The organism is Ohtaekwangia sp., assembly GCF_036786105.1.
Lineage (GTDB): Bacteria > Bacteroidota > Bacteroidia > Cytophagales > Cyclobacteriaceae > Ohtaekwangia.
Genome location: NZ_DAIQRQ010000025.1, coordinates 16,794 through 40,604, shown reverse-complemented (window position 1 = coordinate 40,604; position 23,811 = coordinate 16,794). Strand labels below are relative to the sequence as shown.

Genomic DNA, 23,811 nt, shown 5'->3' with positions numbered 1-23,811 from the left:
CCATGACCTTCGACTTTGTAACTATATACGCATTCGTTTTTCTGAGCACCATTACAGGTTTTGCTATAGCGTTTGCCATTCATTTTTACCGGGAAGGAAATCGCGATGCCGAACTTTTGAAACGCCATCATTCGCGTGATACTATAAAAAACTAAATCCCGGTTTCCCGGGATTTTTTGTTTACATATTTTCAATCACAATCGCGGAAGCTCCTCCGCCACCGTTACAGATTCCGGCTACACCTATACCAGCGTTATTCTGTTTCAATACGTTGATCAACGTTGTAGTAATGCGCGCACCGGATGCACCCAGCGGGTGACCTAACGCAACAGCACCTCCGTTGATATTTACTTTCTCCGGATCGAGACCAAGCTTGATGTTGTTAGCGATGGCTACTGCGGAGAACGCTTCATTGATCTCGTAGTATGAAACATCTTTTTTATCGATGCCCGCATGCTTGATCGCTTTCGGTATAGCCAGGGAAGGAGCGGTGGTGAACCACATCGGGTCTTGTGCTGCATCAGCAAAACCTCTGATCTTCGCGATGGGTTTAATGCCAAGCTCTTGTGCTTTCTCTTTGCTGATGAGCACCAGCGCAGAGGCACCATCGTTCAGTGTAGAGGCATTGGCGGCCGTTACGGTTCCATCTTTCGTGAACGTTGCCTTCAATGCAGGGATCTTGTCGAAGTTTACATTTTTATATTCTTCATCTTCGGCGAAGGCAGTCACGTTTCCTTTGCGATCGGTGATCTCTACCGGTATAATCTCATCTTTAAATTTACCGCCCGCCCACGATGCAGCCGAGCGTTTATACGATCCGATAGCATAGTTATCCTGATCCTGACGCGAGATGTTCATCTCCTTCGCCGTATTGTCAGCACATACGCCCATGGCAATATGATTATATACATCCGTCAAACCATCGTGTTGCAAACCATCGATCAGTTCGCTGTTGCCATATTTATACCCATAGCGTGCCTTCATCAGGTAATAGGGAATGTTGCTCATGCTTTCCATACCGCCGGCCACAACGATATCGTTTTGACCCAGCATAATGGACTGCGCTCCGAGCATCACGGCTTTCATACCGGAAGCACATACTTTGTTTACAAGTGTGCATGGAATTTCAAAACCGAGCCCAGCGCCGGCAGCTACTTGCGTAGCCGGAGCCTGACCCAACCCGGCCGAGATCACATTACCGATATATAATTCCTGGATAAGTTTAGGATCGATGCCAGCTTTTTGAACAGCACCTTTCACAGCGATAGAGCCCAAAGCTATAGCTGTGAGTGATGACAGGCTTCCGCCGAAACTTCCGATCGGAGTGCGCACGGCCGAAATGATGTATACTTCTTTCATGGGTTAATGAGTTTCTGGTTGTGTTTGGAGCTATCTATAAACAACGTACAGCTATAGCTTTGTTGGTGATATAGCGGTAACCAGATTACCAATCCGGTTTGCCTTTGTCGCGCGGTTTAGTAGCCTTGCGTTTATTCTGTTGCAGGTATTGTACTTCCTGGTTCTTCATAGCTTCGAGAATCATGCGTGCCTTCTCTTCGCTCATCTTCATCTGCTCCAGCTTTTCAGAGAGCTGCGGATTAGGTTTCTTCTCCTGTTTCTGCTGCTCGTCTTTCTGTTCTGACTGCTGGTCTTTTTTATCCTGCTGATCTTTCTTTTCCTGATCTTTGTTCTGTTGATCCTTTTGTTGTTGTTCTTTTTCTTTTTGTTGCTGCTCTTTCTCTTTCTGCTCTTGTTCCTTCTGCTGCTGGTCTTTTTTCTGCTGCTCTTTGTTTTGTTGATCTTTCTTTTCCTGATCCTTTTTCTGTTGATCTTTCTGATCCTTGTTTTGCTGGTCTTTATTCTGTTGATCTTTCTTCTGATCCTGTTTCTGATCTTTATTTTGCTGTTGCTGCTGATCCTTCTTGTTCTTCTCGTCCAGTTTTTTCTTTAACAATTCATAATTATAGCGGGCATCCATATTATCAGGATGTGCTTTAATAGCCTGCTTGAAATCATTCAATGCCTCTTCAAGCTTTTGTTTCCTGTAGTTAATGATACCGAGCTGCTGATGTGCCTTTGATCGCACTTCGTTCTTCTTGCTGGCAGTAAGTGATTGGTAATTCGTGATAGCATTCGCAGTATCATTCAACAGAAAATAAGCATTGGCTAAATTCAGCTTCAGCTCATCTTCAGCAACCTTCATGGAGTCGATGAGGTAGTGATATTTTTGTATCGCTGCTTTATAGTCGCCTGAGGTATAGGCGTCACGCGCTTCTGATTTGGCACGGTTGATCTTGCCAATCCGGAGCGGATCGGTTACAAATGCAATCAGGAACAGGGAAACTACGATATACTTCATGCTCACGAAATCATTTATATCCGTAACGTAGGGATGTTCAACATTATATCGATCACCAGCAAGATTGCCGCTGCTGCCAGGAAGTAAAAATACTTATTAGCGGTAACATCCATAAAACGTTTATCGCGCAACTCACCTTCAATCTTGCCAATTGTATTGATCAATCGCGAAACATCGTTTTTAGTTTCATTGATTTCGAAATACTGGCCATCGGTCTTGCTGGCCAGATCCTTCAGCGAACGTGAATTGAGCTTGGTAAGTACAGGTTTCCCGTTTCTGTCGGTCTTTAATCCGCGGCCAGCGTAAATATTGCCACCGGCATCTGTGCCAACGCCCAGTGTGAAGAGCTTGATGCCCTTGTTTTCAATCTCACGGGTAACATCTTCCGTTTCCTCTCCAAAATCTTCGCCATCGCTGATCAGGATAATGATCTTGGATTTTGATTGTGTAGGCGGACCGTTCTCATCTTCCAGTTTCTTCAACGCCATGCGCAGGGGAGGACCGAAGTCAGTTCCGGAGCTGGGCACAAGACTGGAATTCATCGTTTCAATAAACAGGTTCAATGCATTTTGATCGTACGTGAGCGGGCATTGCATAAAGGCTTCGGAGCTGAAAATAATGATGCCAATGCGATCGGAGTTGAATGCGTTCACCAGTCGCTTCATTTCAAACTTAATCTTCTCCAGGCGCGTGGGCTGCACATCGAAAGCGTCCATAGATTTTGAAAGGTCAATGCAGATCATTATGTCTTTTCCCACCGACTTCACTTCTTTCTTTGAACCACCAAAGGAGGGGCCCAGTAAAGCGACCAGGAACAATGCAAAGTATAGCGTTCGCAATATCAGCTTAATGAACACCGTAGAGTAGGGGGTGTTCAGACTTTTTCCAATGCGGATCACACGCACCAGGTACAGTGCATACAATATCGCGAACAGCGCGATGAAGATAATTTCTGTTATTCCTAAATCACGATACCAATCCACGTTACAAACGATTTTACAATCAGCAATTAACAATTCCCAAGCTGGTTATGCAAGTGCTTTTCGGATAAGAAGCCTGCAGATAGTTTGAATATCGTGGGGATAAGATGGATTAACAGATCATAGATATACGTGAAAATACGTATTGGATTCTACGGTTTTATACAGAGGCGAATGAATACTTCGTTGCATAATTTTGATTCATAAAGTCGGCTTATGTCAATGTCTAGAGTTTGGTCACTGCTTTCAGTAGTAATTTTTCTTTTGCCTCATTTTGCATTATCTCAAACCGGTCCTGGGGGCATAGGTTTACGTGATGGCTCATCAACTTTGGAACTTTGGTTGGATATAGACAAAGGAATTTCCACGGTTGATCATTCAGCTTCCGGTGGAAGCGCAAATGATGTAAGCAATTGGGCAGATCAATCAGGAAATGGATTAAACATGGTTGGTCCTGGAAGTAAGGATCCTGAATTTGTATCAGGTTTAATAAACAGCCATGGAGCAGTGCAATTTGTTCAATCGAACTTCGAAAGATTGAATTTAAATAACACGATTTCTTCAATAGGAACTTCTGATAATCGGACGTTTCTTTATGTCTTTAGATTCACAGCCAATCTTAATAACTGTGAGATCATGGGGACATCAACTGGTACTTCAGTTGACTATGGATCCTTTACAGTAACAAATGACAGGCTGCGCTTGCGAAATCTTACTTCCAATGCTTATTCTGCTGTCAATTCAGTAACGCAAAGTGTATGGCATGTTGGAGTGATTGCCAAGAATGGAACCAGCGTTAATGCCTGGAATGATGACAAGAATATAATAAACACAACCGGTGATCATCTTGATTGGGCCGTTACCAGTGGATTTTCAATAGGTTCTGCCAACTATTCAGGGAGAAGTTTTCAGGGAGAGGTAGCGGAGCTGATACTTTATAGCGAGGCCATCAACAGTGCGAAGCGGATCATCATTGAAAATTACCTCGCTGCCAAATATGGTCTTACCTTATCAACTTACGATGTGTATGATGAAGATAATGCGGGGAGTGATTTCGATTATGAAGTAGCCGGTATAGGAAGGGTAGATGCCTCCAACATTCACAATGATGCACAGGGAACATCGATCCTGCGCATACTCAATCCTACCGATCTGGGTAATGATGAATTTTTTATCTGGGGGCATAACAATGGAACCTTGCAAGCCAATAACACTACGGATGTACCCAGTGGTGTAACGGCCAGGTTTGGCAGAGTATGGCGAGTAAGTGAGGTAAGCTCTTCAGGTACTGCAGTAGATGTGGGCAGTGTAGATCTGCAATTCGATTTATCAAATCTGGGAACAGTGGTTACAACAGACCTGAAGTTGCTGGTGGACACTAACAATGATGGTTTATTTGCGGATGAGACTCCTATCACGGGTGCAATCTCATTAGGCAGCAATATATATGCCTTTACAGGGGTAAGCGCCATCGGTAATAATATGCGATTTACACTGGCCACCGGCAATTCCGTGCAAACGCCTTTGCCTGTGGAGCTGACATCACTGAATGTATATACTGCTGATAATGATGTAGTAGTTCAATGGGCTACGGCTTCGGAGCGGAACAACGATTTCTTTACAGTAGAACGTTCAGCCGATGGCACCGCGTTCGAAGAAGTAGCGAGTATAGCCGGTGCACAGAACAGCAATGTAAAACATAATTATACTTTAACCGATTACGAACCGTTCACAGGATTGTCGTATTACCGGCTTAAGCAGACCGATCTGGATGGTAAGACAGAATTTCTTGGCTTGCGGTCTGTTACAGTAGAAAAGACAGCAACACAGGCTTATCCAAATCCGCTAACAGGAACAGAGCTCTTTGTTCCTGTGCAATCTGTCAGTAGTTCATACCTGGTAACAATCAGTACGATATCGGGAGAAGAGCTATACCGCGGATACTACGCAGATGCTAATGAACGTGGAGTGCTGGCCGTACATTTATCTCAGAGGCCTGTACCAGGTATTTATCTGTTACAAGTATATACTAGCAATAGCGTTTACAGGCAAAAGCTAATTGTTGAATAACGAATAGTTAAACGCTACCCTTTCTTCCGCATTACATAATCCTTCATCCAATAGGGGCCGATGGGTATATCTTCTTCGTAGATTTTGGCGAAGCCCATTTTCTCGTAGAATGTTATGGCAGGGTTGTCGCGTTTTACGTTCAGATCGAGTGTGTAGCTGTTCTGGTGTTTTATGCGGTTCGTTACTTCCTCGATCATCAGTTTTCCATAACCTTTTCCCTGGTTGTTGGGGAGTATATAGAGCTTGTGAAGTTTGTATACAACAGGATCTTCCCTGCGTGGGCCGTAGGAAGCAAAACCCTGGATGCCGTGTTCATCAGCCAACAGGAGAAACTGCTGCGATCCGTCTTCCATTACTTTTTTCAAAGCATCATGCGAATAAATCATATTCAGCATAAAGCGAATCTGCTCATCCGACAGCAATCCGGAATATGTTGGCCACCAGGTTTTCTCCGCGAGTTCCTGTATCGTGGCGATATCGGCTACACCAGCATTGCGGATAGATATCATTTCTTTATTTGTTCGAACAATGTGCTGATGCGTTTTCTTAAACCTTCGGAAGCGGGTGCATGTGGCAAACGAACAAGCGGTGTACAAATGCCGAGCAACGACAGTACATATTTTACACCAATAGGGTTGCCTTCCTCGTACATTGCTCCGTTGAGATCGGAGAGTTTATATACTTCTTGTGCAGCTTTGGTATAATTACCCGCCTGCACATATTCTTTAATCTTGCGAAAGACCACCGGGAAAGGATTGGCAAGCACGGAAATGATACCTTGACCACCAATGGAATAAACCGGCAGCGCCAGCATATCATCGCCCGAGATCAGCAGAAAATCTTTCGGCATATACTTGGCGATCTTGATGCATTGCTCCAGGTTTCCTGACGATTCTTTAATGCCGATCACATTCTTGTGCGCAGCCAGCCGGAGCGTTATTTCGGCCGTTACGTTCGAACCGGTGCGCCCCGGAATGTTATAGAGGATAACCGGCACTGGCGATGCATCGGCTATCTTTTTAAAATGCTGATAGATGCCTTCCTGCGATGGCTTGTTATAGTATGGGCTCACCGAGAGAATGGCGTCCACACCTTTCAGGTCTGCTTCACGGATTGCCTCCAGTATCTCTTCGGTGTTATTGCCTCCAATGCCATACACGATCGGCAGGTTCTTACTATTGTTGTCCTTTACGAATTGCAATATCTTTTTCTTCTCCTCAGAAGTTACGGTAGGCGATTCACCCGTTGTGCCCATCACAACATAGTAATCCGCACCCTTCGCTGTATGGCTCAGTAATTTTTTGAGGGCTTTGTAATCAACTTCCAGCGACTCGGTGAACGGTGTAATCAATGCTACACCGGTTCCATAAAACTTTTTCATAAAGAGGTATTGAAATTCGTGAATGTTTTTACTTCAGTTGGCTCGCATATTTATACATACTGTCGATCAATGCCTGTGTGTTGGCTACTGATTCAATCATGAGGTCAAGGTATAACTGGCCATCATCAAAGAATTTTCCTACGCGGCACTTGGCTTTACTTTTAGCCAGCAAATGTAACACGAGCAGATTAGGAGTAAGATCGATATAAAATAAAAAATCGAAGGGCGCTTCTGCAAACTGCAAGGCGGTGTGTGATGTGATGTTTCCCCAGAACGACAGATCCTTTTCCGTGAAAAAATCGAACTTGAATTCGTAGTTGTCGTGCTTGGCAGGCAGGTACTCGAGCACCTGCACATTTTTTTCATCCAGCTCCAGTTTCTTGATAAATTCTTTTACGATGAAGTGCTTCTGCTTGTCTTCTACCGAGAAGATGATACCCACCGTTTTTGCCTGCTTATAACCTACATTGGCGCGTAAAGCTTTATTTTTCTTTAAAAGAGCATTTGTTTTGAATTTCAGAAAGTTAAGCCTCATTGCCGGTATTTATGATGTATGTCCTAATAGTTGCTCAAAGTCTTGTTCGGAGATGATCTTCACGCCCAGTTTTTCGGCTTTCTCGCGCTTTGAGGGCCCCATATTATCACCTGCGAGCAAATAATCCAACTTCCCCGAAACGGAAGATAGCACTCTTCCTCCATTCTGTACGATGATATCCTGTAATTGTTCGCGCTCATATTTCTGAAATACTCCCGAAATCACAAACGATTTATTGCCCAGCACATCGCTCACTTTCTCAGGTTCTTTGGCGTTGCTTTCAAACTGTAGTCCTGCTTCCTTAAGTCGCGCGATCTCTACCTGGTTTTCCGGATTACCGAAAAACTGATATATACTCTGAGCGATCTTATCGCCAATCTCCGGGGCCTTCAGTAATTCTTCCGGTGTTGCTTTTGCGATGTTATCGATCGACTTGAAATAGCGCGCTAGCTTTTCTGCCACGGTCTTGCCAACATAACGTATACCGATAGCGAACATCACACTTTCAAACGGTATGGTTTTCGAATGTTCAATACCATCGAGTAAATTCTTGGCCGACTTATCTTTAAAACCATCGAGGCGAAGCACGTCTTCGCGGGTAAGCTTGTATAAATCCGCAGGGCTCTTCACCAATCCGAGGTCATACAGCTGACGAATGGTTTGCTCCCCAAGCGAGTTAATGTCCATCGCTTTGCGTTGTATAAAATGTTCAATGCGTCCTTTTATCTGTGGAGGGCAGCCGTTGATGTTCGGGCAGTAGAACGCAGCCTCTCCTTCATAACGGATCAGCTTCGTGTTACACTCCGGGCAATGCGTGATATACTGCACCGGTTGAACCCCCGGATGCCTTTTCTCCAGATCGACTCCGGTAACTTTCGGAATAATTTCGCCTCCTTTCTCTACAAATACATAGTCGCCAATGCAAAGGTCTAATCGTGCAATCTCATTGGCATTGTGAAGCGAGGCGCGCTTTACGGTTGTACCCGCAAGGAACACAGGTTCCAGTTCGGCTACGGGCGTAACGGCACCAGTTCTCCCTACCTGGTATGTAACACCATTCAGTCGCGTGCTGATGCTTTGTGCTTTATACTTATAGGCAATAGCCCACCGCGGGCTCTTTGCGGTAAATCCAAGGCGCTCCTGTTGTTCGAGGCTGTTCACTTTCACCACTACACCATCTGTCTCCAGCGGAAGGTCCTGGCGTTTGGTATCCCATTCATGTATATACCGGATTACCTCTTGAATATTTTTACACTTGCGATATGTTGGAGACACGTGGAATCCCCATTGCTCCAGTTTGTGAATGGCATCGGCATGGGTATCGGCATGATCGCCCAGCAATGCATAGGTATAGCAGTCCAGTTTTCTGCGCGCTACCTCGGTAGAGTCTTGCATCTTTACTGTGCCCGAAGCTGTATTGCGGGCATTGGCATAACGCTCTTCACCAATGTCTTCGCGCTCTTTGTTGAGCTGGGCAAAGACATCTTTCGGAAGAAACACTTCACCACGCACTTCGAAAGATTCGGGTATATCATTTCCTTTCACTTTCAATGGTACAGAGCGAATTGTTTTGATGTTGTTGGTAACGTCATCACCGCGCACGCCATCGCCGCGCGTAACGCCACGTACCAGCAATCCATTCTCGTAGGTGAGACTCATGGATACACCGTCAAACTTCAATTCACAGAAGTACTCGTATGTATCGCCTTCAAGTCCTTTCGCTACACGCGCATCCCAATCCGTCAGCTCCTCTTCGCTGTACGTGTTGCCGAGCGAGAGCATCGGGTATTTATGATATACTGTGGCAAATTCTTTTGTAATCGTGCCGCCTACGCGTTGCGAAGGAGAGTCAGGTTGTTTGAATTGCGGAAATTCTTTTTCGAGTTGCTCGAGTTTTTTCAACAGCATATCAAATTCCTGATCGCTGATCTCCGTTTTATTCTGCTGATAATACAGATCGTTGTGATACTGAATCTTTTCCGTAAGCTGTTGTATTTCTTTCTGCGCTTGTGAGGGTGTCATACGTAAAAATTAAGCGCTGTAATTTAGGAAAAAGCTGTGAGCTGCTAGCTACTAGATGCGCGTTGTGTGCGGGAGTTGCAGGAGAGAAGATGGGCTTCAGGCTTCAGGCTGCTGGAAAGTGTGGAGGTGAAGTTGTGTGTGTCGATGGTTCAGGTTTATTCTGTGGAAAACAAAAATCCAGTTGCACAAAGAAACGCAAAGAAGACACAAAGTTACACAAAGGTTTCTCTGTGTCTTCCTGATTTCAGGCTCACGAATAACAATTAACGTGTAACGGTTAACTTATTTAGTAGTATTCTGATAGGCCTTCAATCCCTGCGATATATCTACGCTGTTGTTCTTTCGCTCAATGTCGGCCATGCGTTGGCTTGGGTCAATTTCAATGGTCGCGATGTCGCTGGCCTTACGATTGATCTGCGCGGTATAGGATGGATTTACCCACGGCCATTCGTCCAGGTCAACACGCTTCACTGTCTTATCTTCTGCAGGTTTACCACCCAGCGTTTCATTCAATGGTATATAGTATAATTCTTTGCTGCCATCTTTATAGGTCACCACCAGATCAACCGGCATCGGGAAATCGCCGAGGCGCTCCAGTGTTACAAAGGTATTGCCGTCTTTCTCCAATACGGTCTTGATACTGTAGTCTATCTTCTTGGTTGTATTCACCCAGTAGCTCATATACCATTTCAGTTGCAGACCGGATACTTTCTCCATTACACGAATAAAATCATTCGGCTCCGGATGTTTGAATTTCCAGCTGTTGTAGTACAGGCGCATGCCTTTGTAAAAATTATCTTCGCCCATGATATACTTTAATTGATGCAGGAACACAGTACCCATTGAATAGGCAGCAGTGCTATAGGCAGTGTTGGTGTTGTAGTGATCGGAATGCTGACTGATCGGTTCCTGCAGTCCTCGCTTGATGAGGTTGAAGTATGAATTATAGCTTCCCGTATGTGCATCGCTCATGGGTGTATTGAAAAGCAACGCTTCTGATTCCTGGCTTGCAAAATCGGTGAAGCCTTCATCGATCCACGGATATAGCGATTCATTGGAGGCCAATACGCCCTGGTACCAGCTATGCGCGGCTTCGTGCGACATCACACCCACCAGTCCGCCAAAGGTTCCTTCTCCGAGTATCAGCGTACACATCGGATACTCCATACCGCCATCGCCACCTTGTATGATGGAGTAGCTTTCGTAAGGATATTTACCGAAGGTGGAGCTCATAAATTCAAAGTGCTTTACGGCGTAGCTTTCCATCTTCTTCCAGTTGTCTATGATCTTGTCGTTCTTCTGGTAGAAGAAATGCAGCTCCGGCCCGTTGGGTACTTGTGCACGATCGTGTATATAATCAGGATCGGCTGCCCATGCGAAGTCAATAACATTTTTGGCTACGAAGTTCCAGGTGAGCTCGCCATCGGCACGCTTCACCGTGGTACCTGTTTTTTCATATCCATAACCGATCTTGTCGGCATTGACGAGTTTACCGGTACCGGCGAGAATAAAAGTAGGATCGATGGTGATTTTCACATCAAAGTCTCCCCACACCCCGTGAAACTCGCGTGCTACATATTGATATGCATGCCATCCGCGAAAATCATATTCTGCCATTTTGGGATACCACTGTGTCATGGAGTACGCTATACCTTCCTTGTTGTTGCGGCCCGAACGTCTGACCTGTATCGGCACCTGCGATTCGAACTTCATGTCGAATACCGTCTTGGCTCCCGGAAGGATCGGCTTCGGTAAGTTTACTTCAAGCACTGTGCCGTCTACACGATATTGAGCATCTTTCCCATCCTGTTTCAATGCGAGGATGTGCTGATATCCGATCTCATCGTCTTTCAATTTGGAGATGCGATCTTTTACACGGGGATCAGGATCAGCAATGTTGCGTGAGCGAACGTCCATCATACTTCCCGGCTGAAAGGCGTTGAAGTAAAGATGGTAGTAAACTTTAGAAAGTGTATCCTTCGAATTGTTGTAATAAGTTAGTTTTTGAGTACCGGTAACATGGTGAGTTCTTACATCGAGGTGTACATCCATACTATACTCTACCCGTTGTTGCCAGCGGTAGTCCTGTGCAATGCCCGGCATATACGAGGTGCCCAACACGAGAACCGCTAAAAGAAGTTTCTTGCAATACTGCATGATGTTTGGTTAATGATTATCAGGCAAAATATTCAAAGACTTCAATATTACAAACCTGTTTTATGTGGCCGCAGGTCGATAAAATAAGTAAGGCTGCCGGAGAGGTAGCTGCTTTCAGAGTAGGTGAGTGTTTCTCCGGGAAGTGCTTTGGGTATATTGTAGCTATAGGTAAAGGTAAAACTCCACTTCTTGTAACTTACGCTGAGGGGTGCACTGATCATGTAGTTGAGAATACCAAATTCGTTGTGATTAATAACTTCATACCACGGCAATCCCTGCCTGATCCTGCGGATAAGCTCGCGAAGAGTCTCCGGGTATTGAATCTCTGAAATTACTTCATTGCCAAACAACGCAAAGAATGAGGGCATAATACTGATGCGGTCGATGCCTTTCCAGTTATGCTTTTGCAAGGAGATACTTAATCCCGGCATGATGCGGTGAACATGTGTATCGCCAAAGTAATACGAGTAATTTATCGAGAGCGATACAGGTTTGAATTCGAGTATTGGTGTTACAGACAGCGTATTCTTGTACGGTATATATACATCATCGCCGGTTTCAGAATAGAAGTAGTGATCGTAGTTGGCCATGGCCGAAAATCGTTTGGAGAAAGTATACATGTAACCGACAGAGCCTACGGTAAGGTAATACGAGGGTTTAAAGTCTTTGCTCCAATAGCCGGTAACATCGGCGTAAAGGCCTGACGTATGATAATAGGAAATACCAGGTGCAAGACCAAAGTTCTCAATACCCAATGTACGGCCTGCAGACATTACGTTGCTGTTATAGCCTACGCGTACAGCCAGCTGAGAGCCGGCAATATCATTCATCTGCAGCAGGCTGTCGATGAGCGCAAATACGTTGAGCGAATCGGTATAGGTGAGCAGCGAATCGCTATCCGGAAGTATAGCATTCCTGTCTTGCGCGAAGAGCGCAGTGCAAGTTATTGTACAGAGGAGGGTAAGGGTCTTTAACTTCATCAGGATTGCCAGCTGCGGAGATTGATGGTAGTGGTAAGCGCAACCGGCGTTACTACCAGATTAATTGTTTCGCTGCTGCAGTCGTTGTTGTTGGCGGTCGCGCATCTTCTCGCGTCTTTCCTGCATGCCTTGTCTGCGTTGTATCTGATCCAGGATCATTTGCCTGAATCTTTTTTCAGCATCTGGTAACGATCGTAACTTTTGTGCAGAGATCACTTTTAGAAGTTTGTCAGAATACTCTTTCTCCAGGTCTACTTCCTGTTGCTTTACTTTCAGGCCCATCTCCACCAGGTCTTTATCATTCTGTTCGGTAGATTTACTGGGATCAGGATTGCGCTTGGCCTGACGATACTGCTTTAACAGCTGCTGACGTTTCTCGGAGAACTCGCGGTATACCGGCCAGAATTTTTCGGCTTCGCCTGGTGTGAGTCCTAACTGATCGGTTATATAGGCTACGCGCGCAGCCTGTATCTTTTGTTTAACCTGCGGGTCTTGTTCCTGTTGTATGTCGTCATCCTGCGCAAACAGCGGTGCCGACAATAACAGTAATACAACGATGTTGGTTAATATCTTCATTACAAATTATTTAAATCTATTTCGTCTGTTATTATGTCCAGTGTTTCCTGGTCGAGCTGGTAGCCATATACAGCCGACTCAATGGCGGCAGCATCCTGTTCATCCAATACCGTGTGATCGATCAGCTCATCCGTAGAAATATCGGCATCGTCCAGGTATGCCACCAGGTCTGTAGTATGTATCTCCGCCAGCATTTCTTCCGGTGTAGTAGGAGTAGAAATGGTGATGATCCAGAAGATGCCGACCGCGATCAAGGCTACAACTGGAATAGCATATTGAAGTGTATAGCGCATCGCCGGGCGCGCAGATTGCCCTTTGGCAACACGAGCCTGGATAATGCCCGGAAGCTTATCAAAGTACCCGTCAGGTACGGTGAAAATCTCTTTTTTCGGCAGGTCTTCAAGTTTCATGTTACTTCTTCGACTTTAGAAATTCTTAAAAGTTTAATTATGCAGAAAGGAAATCTTCGATTTTCTTCACCGCATGGTGATAGCTTGCCTTCAACGCACCTACGCTGGTGTTGGTGATGGCTGCAATCTCCTCGTACGACATATCTTCAAAATATTTCAAGTTAAAAACCACCCGTTGCTTATCGGGCAGCTTTAACAATGCCTTTTGCAGCTTCAATTGTATTTCATCTCCTGAAACGTGCGAAGAGCTGTCCAGTTTCGCACTAAGTTCTTTGGAGACATCGGCAATGGGAAGAAAGAATCTGCGTTTTTTACGCTGAAGGAAACTCAGGCATTCGTTGGTGGCAATGCGATAGATCCAGGTATAGAGTTGGGAGTCTTCCCGAAAATTGTCGATGTTCTTGTGTATCTTGATGAATACTTCCTGGGTTACATCATCGGCATCGTCATGGTCGATCACCATTTTTCGGATGTGCCAGTACACCCGTTGCTGATAGACCCTCACCAACAGGTTAAACCCATAATTCCGCGTGTCTGCGTTCCGGATTTTTTCTAAAAGCTCTTTATCTTCCAAGTAGAGATTGGTGGATATCGGATGTTAGACAAAAGTTCAAAACGAAGGTTTAAATGGGGGAATTTAGTCTGCAAGATATAGCATCTCCGCGACTATATGCCAACGCTACGGCATTAATTTGCGAGGGTATCCACCAGGAGCTCGTATTGTTCTTTTGAATGTGTAGGGAAATTGGCAAAGCGCAGTTGCGTCTTCTTGAACGATCCGTAGCCATCGCCGGGCTGCATACCTTTGCTGATGAGCAGTTGCGTGATTTTCTCCGTATGCTCGCCACAATCGGCTACAATCACCGTCTTGGACCGAAGGCTTTTATCCTGTACGAATGGTTTTAACAGGCTGTGATTTTCAAGTGCCTGGTATAGCAGCGTTGCCTTATATTCCGTTTCTTTCCGAATGGTGCTGATGCCTCTGCGAATCATGTCGTCAACTACTTCGGCCAGTAAATATATACCAAGCACATTGGGAGTTTCGGGATTCTGATTTTTAAGCGCGTGCGTGTAGAGGGATGGTATGCTGTGAAATGAACCGATCGAGATTCCTTTCGCCAGCAACTGCTCTGCTTTTGCAATGCAACGGTCGTTCACCAGCCATACACCCAGACCAGCTGGCAAGCCAAATCCTTTTTGCACAGAGAAGAAAACAGAATCTACTTTATTGTAATCAAAGTCAGGGTAGGGCAGCGATGACACGGCATCTACTGCAATGAGCGCATCGGGTCTCTGCGCGCGAAGGTTGTATATAAATTCAGGTGGCTGACAAACTCCGGTGCTTGTCTCGTTATGCGTAACACCGATGAGTTCGACTCCTGCCGGGACTACCACGGAAGAATTAAAGCCTTGTCCCATGGGTACTTCTATTTTGATCGGCTTTTTGTTGAGAAGCTGCGCGATCTCGAAGAAACGTTTAGAGAATGATCCGTTTACAAAGTGCAGCGAACTTTCTTCCACCAGATTTTGCACGATCCGCTCCCAAATCTCATTTGCTGATCCGGTGAACAGTACATGATAGTTAGCGGGAAGTCCGAGCAAGGTGCGCAAGCCATCTGCGGCTTTTTTATAGATTGCTTCATACTGTTTGCTGCGATGGGATATACTGGGAATGCCATCGCGAAAAGCAGCGCGTACGTGATCTTCTACTGTGAAGTAAAGTTGTGAAGGACCGGGCGTAAAATTAATCTTAGGATTCATAATCGCCCGTAAAAATAATGTATACAATTGTACACAGCCTCTGCCTGAGATTAAAAGTTCCCTAAAAATGAAATCAATTTTTTACAACAATTTAAAGATTGAAATGGCACGTAACCGTTGGAGAAGGGCTTTTAGCGCAAGTAGCAGAAAATACTATTAATCAATCTTGGCAGGGAAAAGTGTTTTGCCTAAGTTCGCATTACCCTTGGATTTGGGACACGTTTGCTGAACCTAACAATTTAAACAAATACCGAGCGAAGCTTTCAACCAAAATCAGGCCTCATCCCGATATTTATCGGGACCTCGCCCAAAAAGCAGGTTAACAGAAGAAGGTTGCGATTGACGGCAGCTCAAAACTTGTCTTTATGGGGTTCAGAAACACCTCACCAAATCCATTGGGTTTTTTATTTTCTGCCCGCCATTTCATTTAGCACGATCTTCTCTAGTAGTAAATTAAATATAGCACACTGCGTTGTGAGCGCTGTTAACTGTTACAGGTTAATCGTTATCCGGAAGAGTCTGGTTACGGTTAACCTGTAACCAATAACGGTTTGCTTCTGTGGGAAATAAAAACGCGCTACAATTTGCAGCGCGTTTCTTATAGCAATGAGATATACTGTATATCAATACAGCACTCTGAACTTGATCGTGTTCTCCACAGCGCGGAGTTTTGCGATCACCTCTTTATCGTATTGCTTGTTAATATCTGTGATAACGTATCCCACAGATTCATTCGTCTTCAGGTATTGACCTACAATGTTAATGTCGTGATCGGCCAGAAGCTGGTTGATCTTCGCCAGTATACCCGGCACGTTATTATGAATGTGTATAAGACGATGTGCATCCTGCAGGATTGGCAACGTGAGGTTCGGAAAATTTACGCTGTTGGATGTACTGCCCGTGTTGATATAGTCCATCATTTTGCCGGGCACAAATTTACCGATGTTCTCTTGTGCTTCCAGTGTGCTACCGCCAATGTGTGGTGTAAGAATCGTATTCGGTAAACCGCGCAGTTCGCTCATAAACTCTTCATCGTTGCTCACCGGTTCGTATGGAAACACATCGATGGCGCAGCCCGCTACTTTGCCGCTCAGTATATTTTCGCGCAGTGACTGTATATCTACTACATGGCCGCGGCTCAGGTTAATGAAAATCACACCTTTCTTCATCAGACCAAATTCCTTCGGACCGATAAGATTGGTGTTTGCCTTACGGCCATCTACGTGGAGCGATATAACATCGGCCTGCTCCAATACTTCATTCAGGGTTTTGCATTTGATGGCATTACCAAGCGACAGCTTTTCTTCAGTGTCGTAGTACAGCACTTTCATACCGAGCGATTCCGCGATAACGGAAAGTTGTGTACCTATATTTCCATAGCCGATGAGGCCGAGTTTTTTGCCGCGTACTTCAAAACTTCCTTTTGCAGACTTGTCCCACACACCTTTGTGCATCTTGGCCGATTTGTCTACGATGTTGCGCATCAGCATGATCATTTCTGCTACAGCTAATTCAACAACCGAACGCGTGTTGCTGAACGGAGCATTAAACACGGCTATGCCGCGCTTTGTTGCTTCTTTCAGGTCGATCTGGTTGGTGCCGATACAAAACGCTCCGATCACCATCAGGCGATTGGCGTGCTCCAGTACTTTTGCTGTTACCTGTGTTTTAGAGCGTATACCCAACACAGAAACATTCTTGATCTTCTGGATCAGCTCTTCCTCTGTCATCGCTGCGTGGTAAGTTTCCACATTGAAGCCTTCGGTGCGGAGCAACTCTACGGCTACAGGGTGAACGTTCTCCAGCAATAACACATTAATGCGATTCTTCGGATAGGAGATAGCCGTGTTGAGCTTATTGAGGTATAAAAACTCATCAAGGCTTGGTGTGATGTGATCTGCTTTATTCTTCACATTTTCACGCTCTACATTTTCAGTGAACGCAAAGAACTTGTTGGCAAGACCGGCATGCTTGATCTCGTAGTCGGTATAGCCATCGCCAATCACATATACATCTCCGGGGAGATTCAGTTTTTTCAGTTGTGTTACTTTACCGCCGTTGGCTGATAATGGATTCTCGGTATCGAAGCCGATTACTTTGCCATTGTCGTCAAAGCGAAATTCGTTGGCGAGTATATTTTCAGATTTTATACCGAACTCGGTAACGATCGGCTCAATAAACTCTTTGAAGCCGTTGGAGATAATATAGATGTTGTCGGAATACTGTTGAAAGAATTCCTTGTTGCGTTTGAACGATTCGGATACACTGCCTTTCAGTTTGTTGATGAGCGCAGGCAAGTGATGCTGACTGGGGGCCAGCAGGTTTAATCTTTTTTCCAACGACTCACGAAACGATATCGAGCCATCCATGCCCTGGTTGGTGATCCGTATAATCTGTTTTTTGCGTTCTTCTTTTTCAGGATGATCCTGAAGAGAGATGTCGGCCAGTACATCAAATGCTTCTACTTTCGTGAAGGTGCTGTCGAAATCGATAACAAAATATTTATTCAATTTCATAAGGGGTTGGAAAATGAAGCGCAAATGTAATTTATCATTTACGATTTATAGTTTGGTGAACGGCTAAATTTCTTTCCTAACGGATGATCGTTGTTGGGTAATCGTTATCCGTTACAGGTTAATCGCTATCAGGAAGAGTCTGTCATCTGAACTGATCACAATCAGATCATCAGTCATTGATCGGTGTCCTGGCTCGTCATTTAAGTAACCGCTTATCAGTTAGCGTTAATCGTTAAATAGATTCTTCTGATAACGATTAACCGGTAACGCTTAACGATTAACTACAAAGCGAGGTGCATCACCACTGCAGACGTAGGGCATACGTGCGAGAACTCAGACGAGGCATGAAGCTCCTGGGGAACAGCATCGCGTGTAGTATCGAGAAAACCTTTCTTAAGGAAGAAGCCTCTTGCTTTTTCAGTGAGCAGGTAAATACCTTTCAGATTTCGCTTGCGTGCTTCATCGATAAGGTAATCCGTAATGGTAGTGCCTACTGATTTACCACGAATGCCAAGCTTTACCGAAAGCGATCGGAGTAAAGCATAGTCACCATATACTTCCAACGCTCCCGTGCCTACGAGTTGATCAGCTTCATAATATCCTACCAGTAAATCTCTTTTGAAGTTAAGATCATCGGCAGGCAATCCGGAAGCTTTCAACAGCGAACGAAATATTTCAAAGCTCTCGAGGTCGTTAATGGTTTTATAGGTGAGTGTCATACGTGAATGCTTTTTTGGAGTTCAGGAAATCGGTTTGTCATCGTAGCAGGATCGCAGTTATCAAAGAGATTGCCCAGCGCGCGTTTGGCGCGGTTCCATATTTTTTCATCGATACAATACCATACACTGGGTCCATCAATGTTACCGCGAATGAGTCCTGCATTCTTCAGTTCACGCAAGTGCTGCGATATAGTAGACTGCGAAAGCGGCAAGGCATTCACAATGTCGCGGCATACACATGTTTTGCGTTGCGCAAGAAACTGAACAATAGCAATACGTGCCGGATGCCCCAACGCTTTTGCATACATCGCCAGGTGTATCTGGGCTGGTGTAAAGTTGTCGATTTTGGATGCTCCCATGGATCGTGATATTACGATAATATCCCATAATAAGCTAAATTGACCGGTATCACTTTCTCCGTGTGCCGTAACGATGCATTACTAACTGGTGTTTTGCCTGTTACTTCCGCGAGTGCAGTGCGAGCAGATTGCCCTCCGTGTCGTGGAAGAGTGCATAGTAGCCATGTTCGGGAGCGATGAGCGTTTTAGGCAGAATTACTTTGCCGCCTGCCTGCTCTACACGGTCCAGTACCATGCTCAGATCACTGCCTCCGTTCAGATATACCCGTGCCCCTTCCGTTGTAGGAGTATATCCTTTACCAAAACAGATTGCTCCGCCCACACGCTGCTCTTTCTGTTCATATAAAAAGAAACCCATGCGTGTAGGGCCAACCATCGTTTCAGGCATCTGGTAATCGTAGATAGCAGAATAGAATTTCTTGGCGCGATCAAAATCACTCACGGGTATTTCAAACCACGTTATCGAATTATCGAGCATCTCCATAGCGGTGTGTTTAGCGTTGATAGCGACAAGTACGTAAAAAGTGGCGGGCAAAAAAATACCCCGCTTCAGCGGGGCATCTTCTTCGGTTTCTATTTTTTCCGTTTCAGTACTTTTTCAACGGCGGCTATAATATTCTCCGGACCAAGTCCATATTTCTTGAGAAGTTGTGTAGGAGTACCGCTTTCGCCAAACGAATCGTTCACCGCTACCATCTCGATGGGTGAAGGATTGAAGCGCGCCAATACTTGTGCTACGCTGTCGCCCAGGCCACCGTTGATCTGATGCTCTTCGCAGGTAACAACACATCCGGTTTTGGCAACCGATGTTAATATAGCTTCAACATCAAGAGGCTTAATGGTGTGAATATTGATGAGCTCAACGCTGATTCCTTTTTCAGCAAGTGCAGCTTCTGCTTCCACAGCGTGCCATACCAGGTGGCCGCAGGCAAAGATCGTTACATCTTTACCTTCGATCAGCTTATCTGCTTTACCAATGGTGAAAGGTCTGTCTGCACCCATGAAAATCGGCCAGCTCGGGCGACCGAAGCGCAGGTATGCAGGACCTTCGTGTGATCCTAATGCAATGGTAGCAGCTTTCGTCTGGTTATAGTCGCAGGGTACAATTACCGTCATGCCCGGGAGCATTTTCATCATACCGATGTCTTCCAGTATCTGGTGCGTTGCGCCATCTTCACCCAGCGTTAAGCCGGCATGCGATGCACATATCTTTACGTTCTTGTTTGAGTATGCTACAGACTGACGAATCTGGTCATATACACGACCGGTGGAGAAGTTGGCAAATGTACCGGTGAAAGGAATTTTTCCACCAATCGTCATACCTGCAGCGAGGCCAATCATGTTGGCTTCAGCAATACCTACCTGGTAAAAGCGTTCCGGAAAATCTTTCTTGAAAGCATCCATCTTCATAGACCCGGTAAGGTCTGCGGTGAGTGCTACTACATTCGAATTGCTTTTGCCAAGCTCGTGCAGGCCCACGCCAAACCCAGAGCGTGTATCTTTCTTTTCAGTGAAGGTAAATTTGGTCATATAGTTATCAAGTACAAATTATAAATCAGTATATGCTCTGTAAAACTTCAACACTCCAACACATCAACACCTGAGCACATTGAAAGCAGTGCGAAAGTCGTAAATAATTTTGGTTCTTCCAGCACGCTGATCCATAAACTGTTAACGTTTTGTTAAAGTCATAAAAGAGGCGAACAGCCTGTAGGTTCATCCGTTCAGTACATCGTTACCATTCCACCATGAACCACTCATCCACCTCATCCTCAGAAGAAAAGAAATCAGACCGCAAGCTCATCATCTGGTTTATCATTGCCCTGATACTTGCATTGCTGCCCTGGATCATTCTCTTGTAATCAGTTAAAGACATTCAACATTTTTGTTTCGCCCGGGGTGAGGTCAAACACCTTGAAGCCTGTGAACTTGCTGCCCGAAGCATTCTTCACCCGGAAAACAATTTTATACCGGCCGGGCAACATCGTGAAAGTAAAGTTAGCTTTCAGGTTGTCGAGGTTGCAGATCCATTGCTGGGTGCCGTCAGCGTTCATTTCATATAAACTTCCATAGCCGGTAGAGATTGTGTTGAAGTTTACAATGCCCGGTGCCGGTAAGTATATATTTTGTGTTTTGTTCGCCTGAATATCGACTGTGAACTTTCTTCTGGGCAGCGTGAGCGTTTCAATTTCGTATTTACCCGTTATATAGCGAACCGTTTCATTGCTGTGCTGCACGTGAATGATATTGGTTTTGTCTTTCTCACGCACAATCACTTCAAGGTTATTGTCTTTGCGGCCTTCCTGCTGCACCTGCAGATTTCCCTGCGGAACGGGTATACGAATGGTGTTGTGCTTGCCCAGCCCGATGGCTACATTTCGCTTCACTACCGGCGGGATGGTGTTTACTACAAAATCATAATCAACCACCGGATCGATCTGCACAGAGTCGGGGCGACCTTGCGAATCGCGGTAATGAACAAAGTCATACATGCTGATGCCGGTAAGCGAGTTCACAAAACTTACGTTGACATTTGTCTCGGTTGGCTGATTACGGGCATCCAGTAATTCTACACTCACGGTTGTTTTCGAGAACGTGGCTTGTATCGCTTTGTTCAACTCTTCATGAAAGGCCTGCGGAGTTTCAGCGCTGATATATTTACCGGCACAATCCAGTGTTTTTTCAGCACGCAACCCCAGACCAATAATATAGGGGCGGAGGAATACACCTTTCTTTTGCAATTCGCGCGAGGTTGCGCACAGATCTCCACCACACGATTCTATACCATCGGTAATGAGTATAACAATGTTGCGATAGCCTATACCGCCAGGAAAATCTTTTGCGGCTTGCTCCAGCGAATACGTAATGGGAGTAACACCTTTTGGTTTGATCTCGTTGATCTTGTCAATAATAAGTTTGTGGTTCTTGGGCTTGAAGGGTACTTCCAGCCATGTATCTTTACAGTTGTTGGCTTCGCGTGGCGACCGGTGACCATAAATACGCAGTGCAAGCTCCAGCTTGTCGTTATGGCTGAGTGAATCTACGATTTGTGTCAGGATAGACTTGGCAATGTTAATCTTGATCTGGTTGGGTTTTCCCCACGGCTCCAGCATACTTCCCGAGCCATCAAACAAAAAGAGTATGCGCGTTTTTTCAGGTACGCGCTGTATCAGTTTCTTCTGAGCGAAACCCAGCGAGCAGCATGTTATTACCATCATGCATAGCAACGCTCCACGTAATGTAATTAAAAAGATATACCGGTTCATCTGCGACATTTAAACGTTGCAATGTCGGGGAGATTGTTGTGGTAAGAAAACGAATGATGGAATTTATCTATACCTGTTGCAGAAAATCTTCCAGGCTTTCTTCCTGCTCCATGCCCAGCTTCTTCTTGAGCCTGTACTTGGCCTTCTTCACACTGTCGGGCGAGATAGCCAGTATTCTGGCGGCTTCCTTCATTGATAAATTCATTTTGAGCACGGCCAGCAGGCGCATATCAGCGCGTGTAAGGGAAGGATGCAGATACCGCAGGCGCGAAAAGAAATCGGGATATATTTCTTCGAAGAGTGTGCGGAAGTTATTCCAGTCCTCTTCCGTAATAATATTGCTTTGCAGAATCTGGTTGTACTTGCGAAAAGTTTCGTCATCGTTCGGTTTTGCTTCCTGCAATTCGATCTTACGCTGTGCTTCTTCCACCAGCCGTGTTTTCTCCATCAGCTCCAGTGCAGCGGTCTGCAATTGCAAACGCTTTTCTTCTACTTCTTTTTTCGAGCGCCTCAATAATCTGTACAGTGCAAAAGACAGGAGCAGTAAAGCAACAATACCACTCAACAGCCAGTACAGATGTTGGCGCGAGCGTGCCTGCAACCTGGTGAGACTGAAGAGCTGGTCTTCCTGCTGTGATGTGCGCAGCAGAATATCACTCAGCGCTTTTCGTCTTACGTTCAATATACTGTCCTGAAAAGATTCTGCTTTGGACAGATAGGCTATAGCTGAATCAGGCTTGTTAAGTGATTGAAATAAATGTGAGCGGATTTTGAGTGCATTATAGTGATCATCAGGTTCGCGATCGGCCAGCCCCAGTGCTTTATTATTATAGTACATTGCACTGTCGGGCCGATGCCCTATATAAAATGACGCCAGCGCATTGAAGATTGATGCAGAGTTTTCTTCCGCCGTAATATGCCTGGCAATTTGCAGATGGTAGAGGGTAGAGTCGCGGTTGCCCGCGCGCAAGTGTATATCGGCCAGCGTAAGATTAGTGGAAGTAGTGAGGTGATGATTGCCCTGAAGACTCTCGATCGAATCAACCTTGTGTATAAAAATACGTGCACTGTCATCATCGTTAATCAATGTATAGAGCTCGGCCAGATTCTGGTAGTTGATGCTGGTTCGGAGAATATCGTAAGGAGAATTGCGATGTGAAAAGTAATCCGTTGATTCCAGCAGCAATCTCTTGGCTTTGGGGAAATTGCCAATCTTCCAATAACATAAAGCTATGTCAGATTTATATTTGGCAGCATCGGCATCATTTTTCCCGATTGAATAACGCAACACTTCCTGCGAATAAAGCATCGCTTCTTCATACAGCCCGCGTCTGGCGAAGATGCGGCCAATCTCGCGCTTCGTTTTCATTTTAACGGGCGTGCAGGCATTGATCTGCAATGCCTGTGTAAATAATGCAAGGGCTTCTTCGTGCTTCGACAAACCGCGTGAGAGCATATATCCTTTTTGAGTAAGGCACCAGGCGATGCCATTTTGATATTGTATAGCTACTGACTTCTGGTAGGCTGATTCATTTATTAATAAAGCCTGGTCAAGCGATACCGGAAAGGTATTATCTGCCTGTTCAATCATCGCCAGAATGCTGATGGTGTCTTGTGGGTTCAGCTCAGCCTGCGCTTTTGCGAGGACAGGTAAAGCCATAAGCAGGAAAATTACCAGCGCGGTAGATAATACAGGTGTGAATGGTACTGGTGTGGTGGT

21 protein-coding genes are annotated in these 23,811 nt (G+C 45.3%); 1 reads left to right on the top strand and 20 read right to left on the bottom strand.

All coding sequences use genetic code 11. The features are described 5' to 3' along the window. Positions 1-180: 180 nt before the first annotated feature. The 3 genes from V7Q33_RS12405 to V7Q33_RS12395 form a co-directional block, all read right to left on the bottom strand. Complete coding sequence (locus tag V7Q33_RS12405; protein WP_333820032.1) at positions 181-1,359, bottom strand: acetyl-CoA C-acyltransferase; 1,179 nt, start codon at positions 1,357-1,359, stop codon at positions 181-183. 85 nt (positions 1,360-1,444) lie between these two features. Next, positions 1,445-2,359 (bottom strand): tetratricopeptide repeat protein, encoded by a 915-nt coding sequence (locus V7Q33_RS12400; protein WP_333820031.1) that lies wholly within the window; start codon positions 2,357-2,359, stop codon positions 1,445-1,447. Positions 2,360-2,373: 14 nt separating this feature from the next. After that, positions 2,374-3,342 (bottom strand): vWA domain-containing protein, encoded by a 969-nt coding sequence (locus V7Q33_RS12395; protein ID WP_331979479.1) that lies wholly within the window; start codon positions 3,340-3,342, stop codon positions 2,374-2,376. Positions 3,343-3,975: 633 nt separating this feature from the next. On the opposite strand from V7Q33_RS12395, the gene V7Q33_RS12390 reads away from it, so the two are divergent. Further along, complete coding sequence (locus tag V7Q33_RS12390; RefSeq protein WP_333820030.1) at positions 3,976-5,409, top strand: T9SS type A sorting domain-containing protein; 1,434 nt, start codon at positions 3,976-3,978, stop codon at positions 5,407-5,409. A 14-nt stretch (positions 5,410-5,423) separates the two neighbouring features. Here V7Q33_RS12390 and V7Q33_RS12385 read toward each other — a convergent pair whose 3' ends face one another. The 17 genes from V7Q33_RS12385 to V7Q33_RS12305 all read right to left on the bottom strand — a co-directional run bounded on the left by V7Q33_RS12385 (position 5,424) and on the right by V7Q33_RS12305 (position 23,751). Then, entirely contained in the window at positions 5,424-5,918 is a 495-nt protein-coding gene (locus V7Q33_RS12385) for a GNAT family N-acetyltransferase (protein ID WP_331979483.1), read from the bottom strand. Continuing rightward, positions 5,915-6,790, bottom strand: a complete 876-nt coding sequence (dapA, locus tag V7Q33_RS12380; RefSeq protein ID WP_331979485.1) for a 4-hydroxy-tetrahydrodipicolinate synthase — start codon at positions 6,788-6,790, stop codon at positions 5,915-5,917. Before dapA ends, V7Q33_RS12385 begins: the two co-directional genes overlap by 4 nt. Before the next feature lie 28 nt (positions 6,791-6,818). Next, positions 6,819-7,325, bottom strand: coding sequence for a DUF6913 domain-containing protein (locus V7Q33_RS12375; RefSeq protein WP_331979487.1), 507 nt, complete (start codon positions 7,323-7,325; stop codon positions 6,819-6,821). A 9-nt stretch (positions 7,326-7,334) separates the two neighbouring features. Continuing rightward, entirely contained in the window at positions 7,335-9,347 is a 2,013-nt protein-coding gene (gene ligA, locus V7Q33_RS12370; protein WP_331979489.1) for an NAD-dependent DNA ligase LigA, read from the bottom strand. Between the two features lie 282 nt (positions 9,348-9,629). Next, positions 9,630-11,504, bottom strand: coding sequence for a M1 family metallopeptidase (locus V7Q33_RS12365; RefSeq protein ID WP_333820029.1), 1,875 nt, complete (start codon positions 11,502-11,504; stop codon positions 9,630-9,632). 47 nt (positions 11,505-11,551) lie between these two features. After that, entirely contained in the window at positions 11,552-12,484 is a 933-nt protein-coding gene (locus tag V7Q33_RS12360) for a hypothetical protein (protein WP_333820028.1), read from the bottom strand. A 60-nt stretch (positions 12,485-12,544) separates the two neighbouring features. Then, on the bottom strand, positions 12,545-13,060 hold the full coding sequence (locus tag V7Q33_RS12355) for a hypothetical protein (protein WP_331979495.1): 516 nt from the start codon (positions 13,058-13,060) through the stop codon (positions 12,545-12,547). Beyond that, positions 13,060-13,470, bottom strand: a complete 411-nt coding sequence (locus V7Q33_RS12350; protein ID WP_331979497.1) for a hypothetical protein — start codon at positions 13,468-13,470, stop codon at positions 13,060-13,062. Before V7Q33_RS12350 ends, V7Q33_RS12355 begins: the two co-directional genes overlap by 1 nt. A gap of 37 nt (positions 13,471-13,507) precedes the next feature. Beyond that, complete coding sequence (locus tag V7Q33_RS12345; protein WP_331979499.1) at positions 13,508-14,044, bottom strand: RNA polymerase sigma factor; 537 nt, start codon at positions 14,042-14,044, stop codon at positions 13,508-13,510. A 113-nt stretch (positions 14,045-14,157) separates the two neighbouring features. Further along, on the bottom strand, positions 14,158-15,231 hold the full coding sequence (locus V7Q33_RS12340) for an aminotransferase class V-fold PLP-dependent enzyme (RefSeq protein ID WP_333820027.1): 1,074 nt from the start codon (positions 15,229-15,231) through the stop codon (positions 14,158-14,160). A gap of 623 nt (positions 15,232-15,854) precedes the next feature. After that, positions 15,855-17,747, bottom strand: coding sequence for a phosphoglycerate dehydrogenase (gene serA / locus V7Q33_RS12335; protein ID WP_333820026.1), 1,893 nt, complete (start codon positions 17,745-17,747; stop codon positions 15,855-15,857). Positions 17,748-18,028: 281 nt separating this feature from the next. After that, a complete protein-coding gene (arsN2, locus tag V7Q33_RS12330) occupies positions 18,029-18,466 on the bottom strand; it encodes an arsenic resistance N-acetyltransferase ArsN2 (RefSeq protein WP_331979505.1) in 438 nt (145 codons plus the stop codon). Continuing rightward, complete coding sequence (locus V7Q33_RS12325; RefSeq protein WP_331979507.1) at positions 18,463-18,825, bottom strand: ArsR/SmtB family transcription factor; 363 nt, start codon at positions 18,823-18,825, stop codon at positions 18,463-18,465. The genes arsN2 and V7Q33_RS12325 overlap by 4 nt, the downstream gene beginning before the upstream one ends. Before the next feature lie 100 nt (positions 18,826-18,925). Continuing rightward, the gene (locus V7Q33_RS12320) at positions 18,926-19,309 is read right to left on the bottom strand and encodes a VOC family protein (protein WP_331979509.1); all 384 of its coding nucleotides are present in this window, start codon (positions 19,307-19,309) and stop codon (positions 18,926-18,928) included. Positions 19,310-19,398: 89 nt separating this feature from the next. Then, complete coding sequence (locus V7Q33_RS12315; protein ID WP_331979511.1) at positions 19,399-20,355, bottom strand: transketolase family protein; 957 nt, start codon at positions 20,353-20,355, stop codon at positions 19,399-19,401. Between the two features lie 332 nt (positions 20,356-20,687). Next, complete coding sequence (locus tag V7Q33_RS12310; RefSeq protein ID WP_333820025.1) at positions 20,688-22,091, bottom strand: vWA domain-containing protein; 1,404 nt, start codon at positions 22,089-22,091, stop codon at positions 20,688-20,690. A gap of 67 nt (positions 22,092-22,158) precedes the next feature. Continuing rightward, a complete protein-coding gene (locus V7Q33_RS12305; protein ID WP_331979515.1) occupies positions 22,159-23,751 on the bottom strand; it encodes a tetratricopeptide repeat protein in 1,593 nt (530 codons plus the stop codon). Positions 23,752-23,811 lie beyond the last annotated feature (60 nt).

What these genes read in the sequence shown, in the direction of transcription:
- V7Q33_RS12405 (WP_333820032.1), bottom strand. Translation starts at nt 1,359, where the DNA reads ATGAAAGAAGTATACATCATTTCGGCCGTGCGCACTCCGATCGGAAGT.
- V7Q33_RS12400 (WP_333820031.1), bottom strand. Translation starts at nt 2,359, where the DNA reads ATGAAGTATATCGTAGTTTCCCTGTTCCTGATTGCATTTGTAACCGAT.
- V7Q33_RS12390 (WP_333820030.1), top strand. Translation starts at nt 3,976, where the DNA reads ATGGGGACATCAACTGGTACTTCAGTTGACTATGGATCCTTTACAGTA.
- V7Q33_RS12385 (WP_331979483.1), bottom strand. Translation starts at nt 5,918, where the DNA reads ATGATATCTATCCGCAATGCTGGTGTAGCCGATATCGCCACGATACAG.
- dapA (WP_331979485.1), bottom strand. Translation starts at nt 6,790, where the DNA reads ATGAAAAAGTTTTATGGAACCGGTGTAGCATTGATTACACCGTTCACC.
- V7Q33_RS12375 (WP_331979487.1), bottom strand. Translation starts at nt 7,325, where the DNA reads ATGAGGCTTAACTTTCTGAAATTCAAAACAAATGCTCTTTTAAAGAAA.
- ligA (WP_331979489.1), bottom strand. Translation starts at nt 9,347, where the DNA reads ATGACACCCTCACAAGCGCAGAAAGAAATACAACAGCTTACGGAAAAG.
- V7Q33_RS12365 (WP_333820029.1), bottom strand. Translation starts at nt 11,504, where the DNA reads ATGCAGTATTGCAAGAAACTTCTTTTAGCGGTTCTCGTGTTGGGCACC.
- V7Q33_RS12360 (WP_333820028.1), bottom strand. Translation starts at nt 12,484, where the DNA reads ATGAAGTTAAAGACCCTTACCCTCCTCTGTACAATAACTTGCACTGCG.
- V7Q33_RS12355 (WP_331979495.1), bottom strand. Translation starts at nt 13,060, where the DNA reads ATGAAGATATTAACCAACATCGTTGTATTACTGTTATTGTCGGCACCG.
- V7Q33_RS12350 (WP_331979497.1), bottom strand. Translation starts at nt 13,470, where the DNA reads ATGAAACTTGAAGACCTGCCGAAAAAAGAGATTTTCACCGTACCTGAC.
- V7Q33_RS12340 (WP_333820027.1), bottom strand. Translation starts at nt 15,231, where the DNA reads ATGAATCCTAAGATTAATTTTACGCCCGGTCCTTCACAACTTTACTTC.
- serA (WP_333820026.1), bottom strand. Translation starts at nt 17,747, where the DNA reads ATGAAATTGAATAAATATTTTGTTATCGATTTCGACAGCACCTTCACG.
- arsN2 (WP_331979505.1), bottom strand. Translation starts at nt 18,466, where the DNA reads ATGACACTCACCTATAAAACCATTAACGACCTCGAGAGCTTTGAAATA.
- V7Q33_RS12325 (WP_331979507.1), bottom strand. Translation starts at nt 18,825, where the DNA reads ATGGGAGCATCCAAAATCGACAACTTTACACCAGCCCAGATACACCTG.
- V7Q33_RS12320 (WP_331979509.1), bottom strand. Translation starts at nt 19,309, where the DNA reads ATGGAGATGCTCGATAATTCGATAACGTGGTTTGAAATACCCGTGAGT.
- V7Q33_RS12315 (WP_331979511.1), bottom strand. Translation starts at nt 20,355, where the DNA reads ATGACCAAATTTACCTTCACTGAAAAGAAAGATACACGCTCTGGGTTT.
- V7Q33_RS12310 (WP_333820025.1), bottom strand. Translation starts at nt 22,091, where the DNA reads ATGAACCGGTATATCTTTTTAATTACATTACGTGGAGCGTTGCTATGC.
- V7Q33_RS12305 (WP_331979515.1), bottom strand. Translation starts at nt 23,751, where the DNA reads ATGGCTTTACCTGTCCTCGCAAAAGCGCAGGCTGAGCTGAACCCACAA.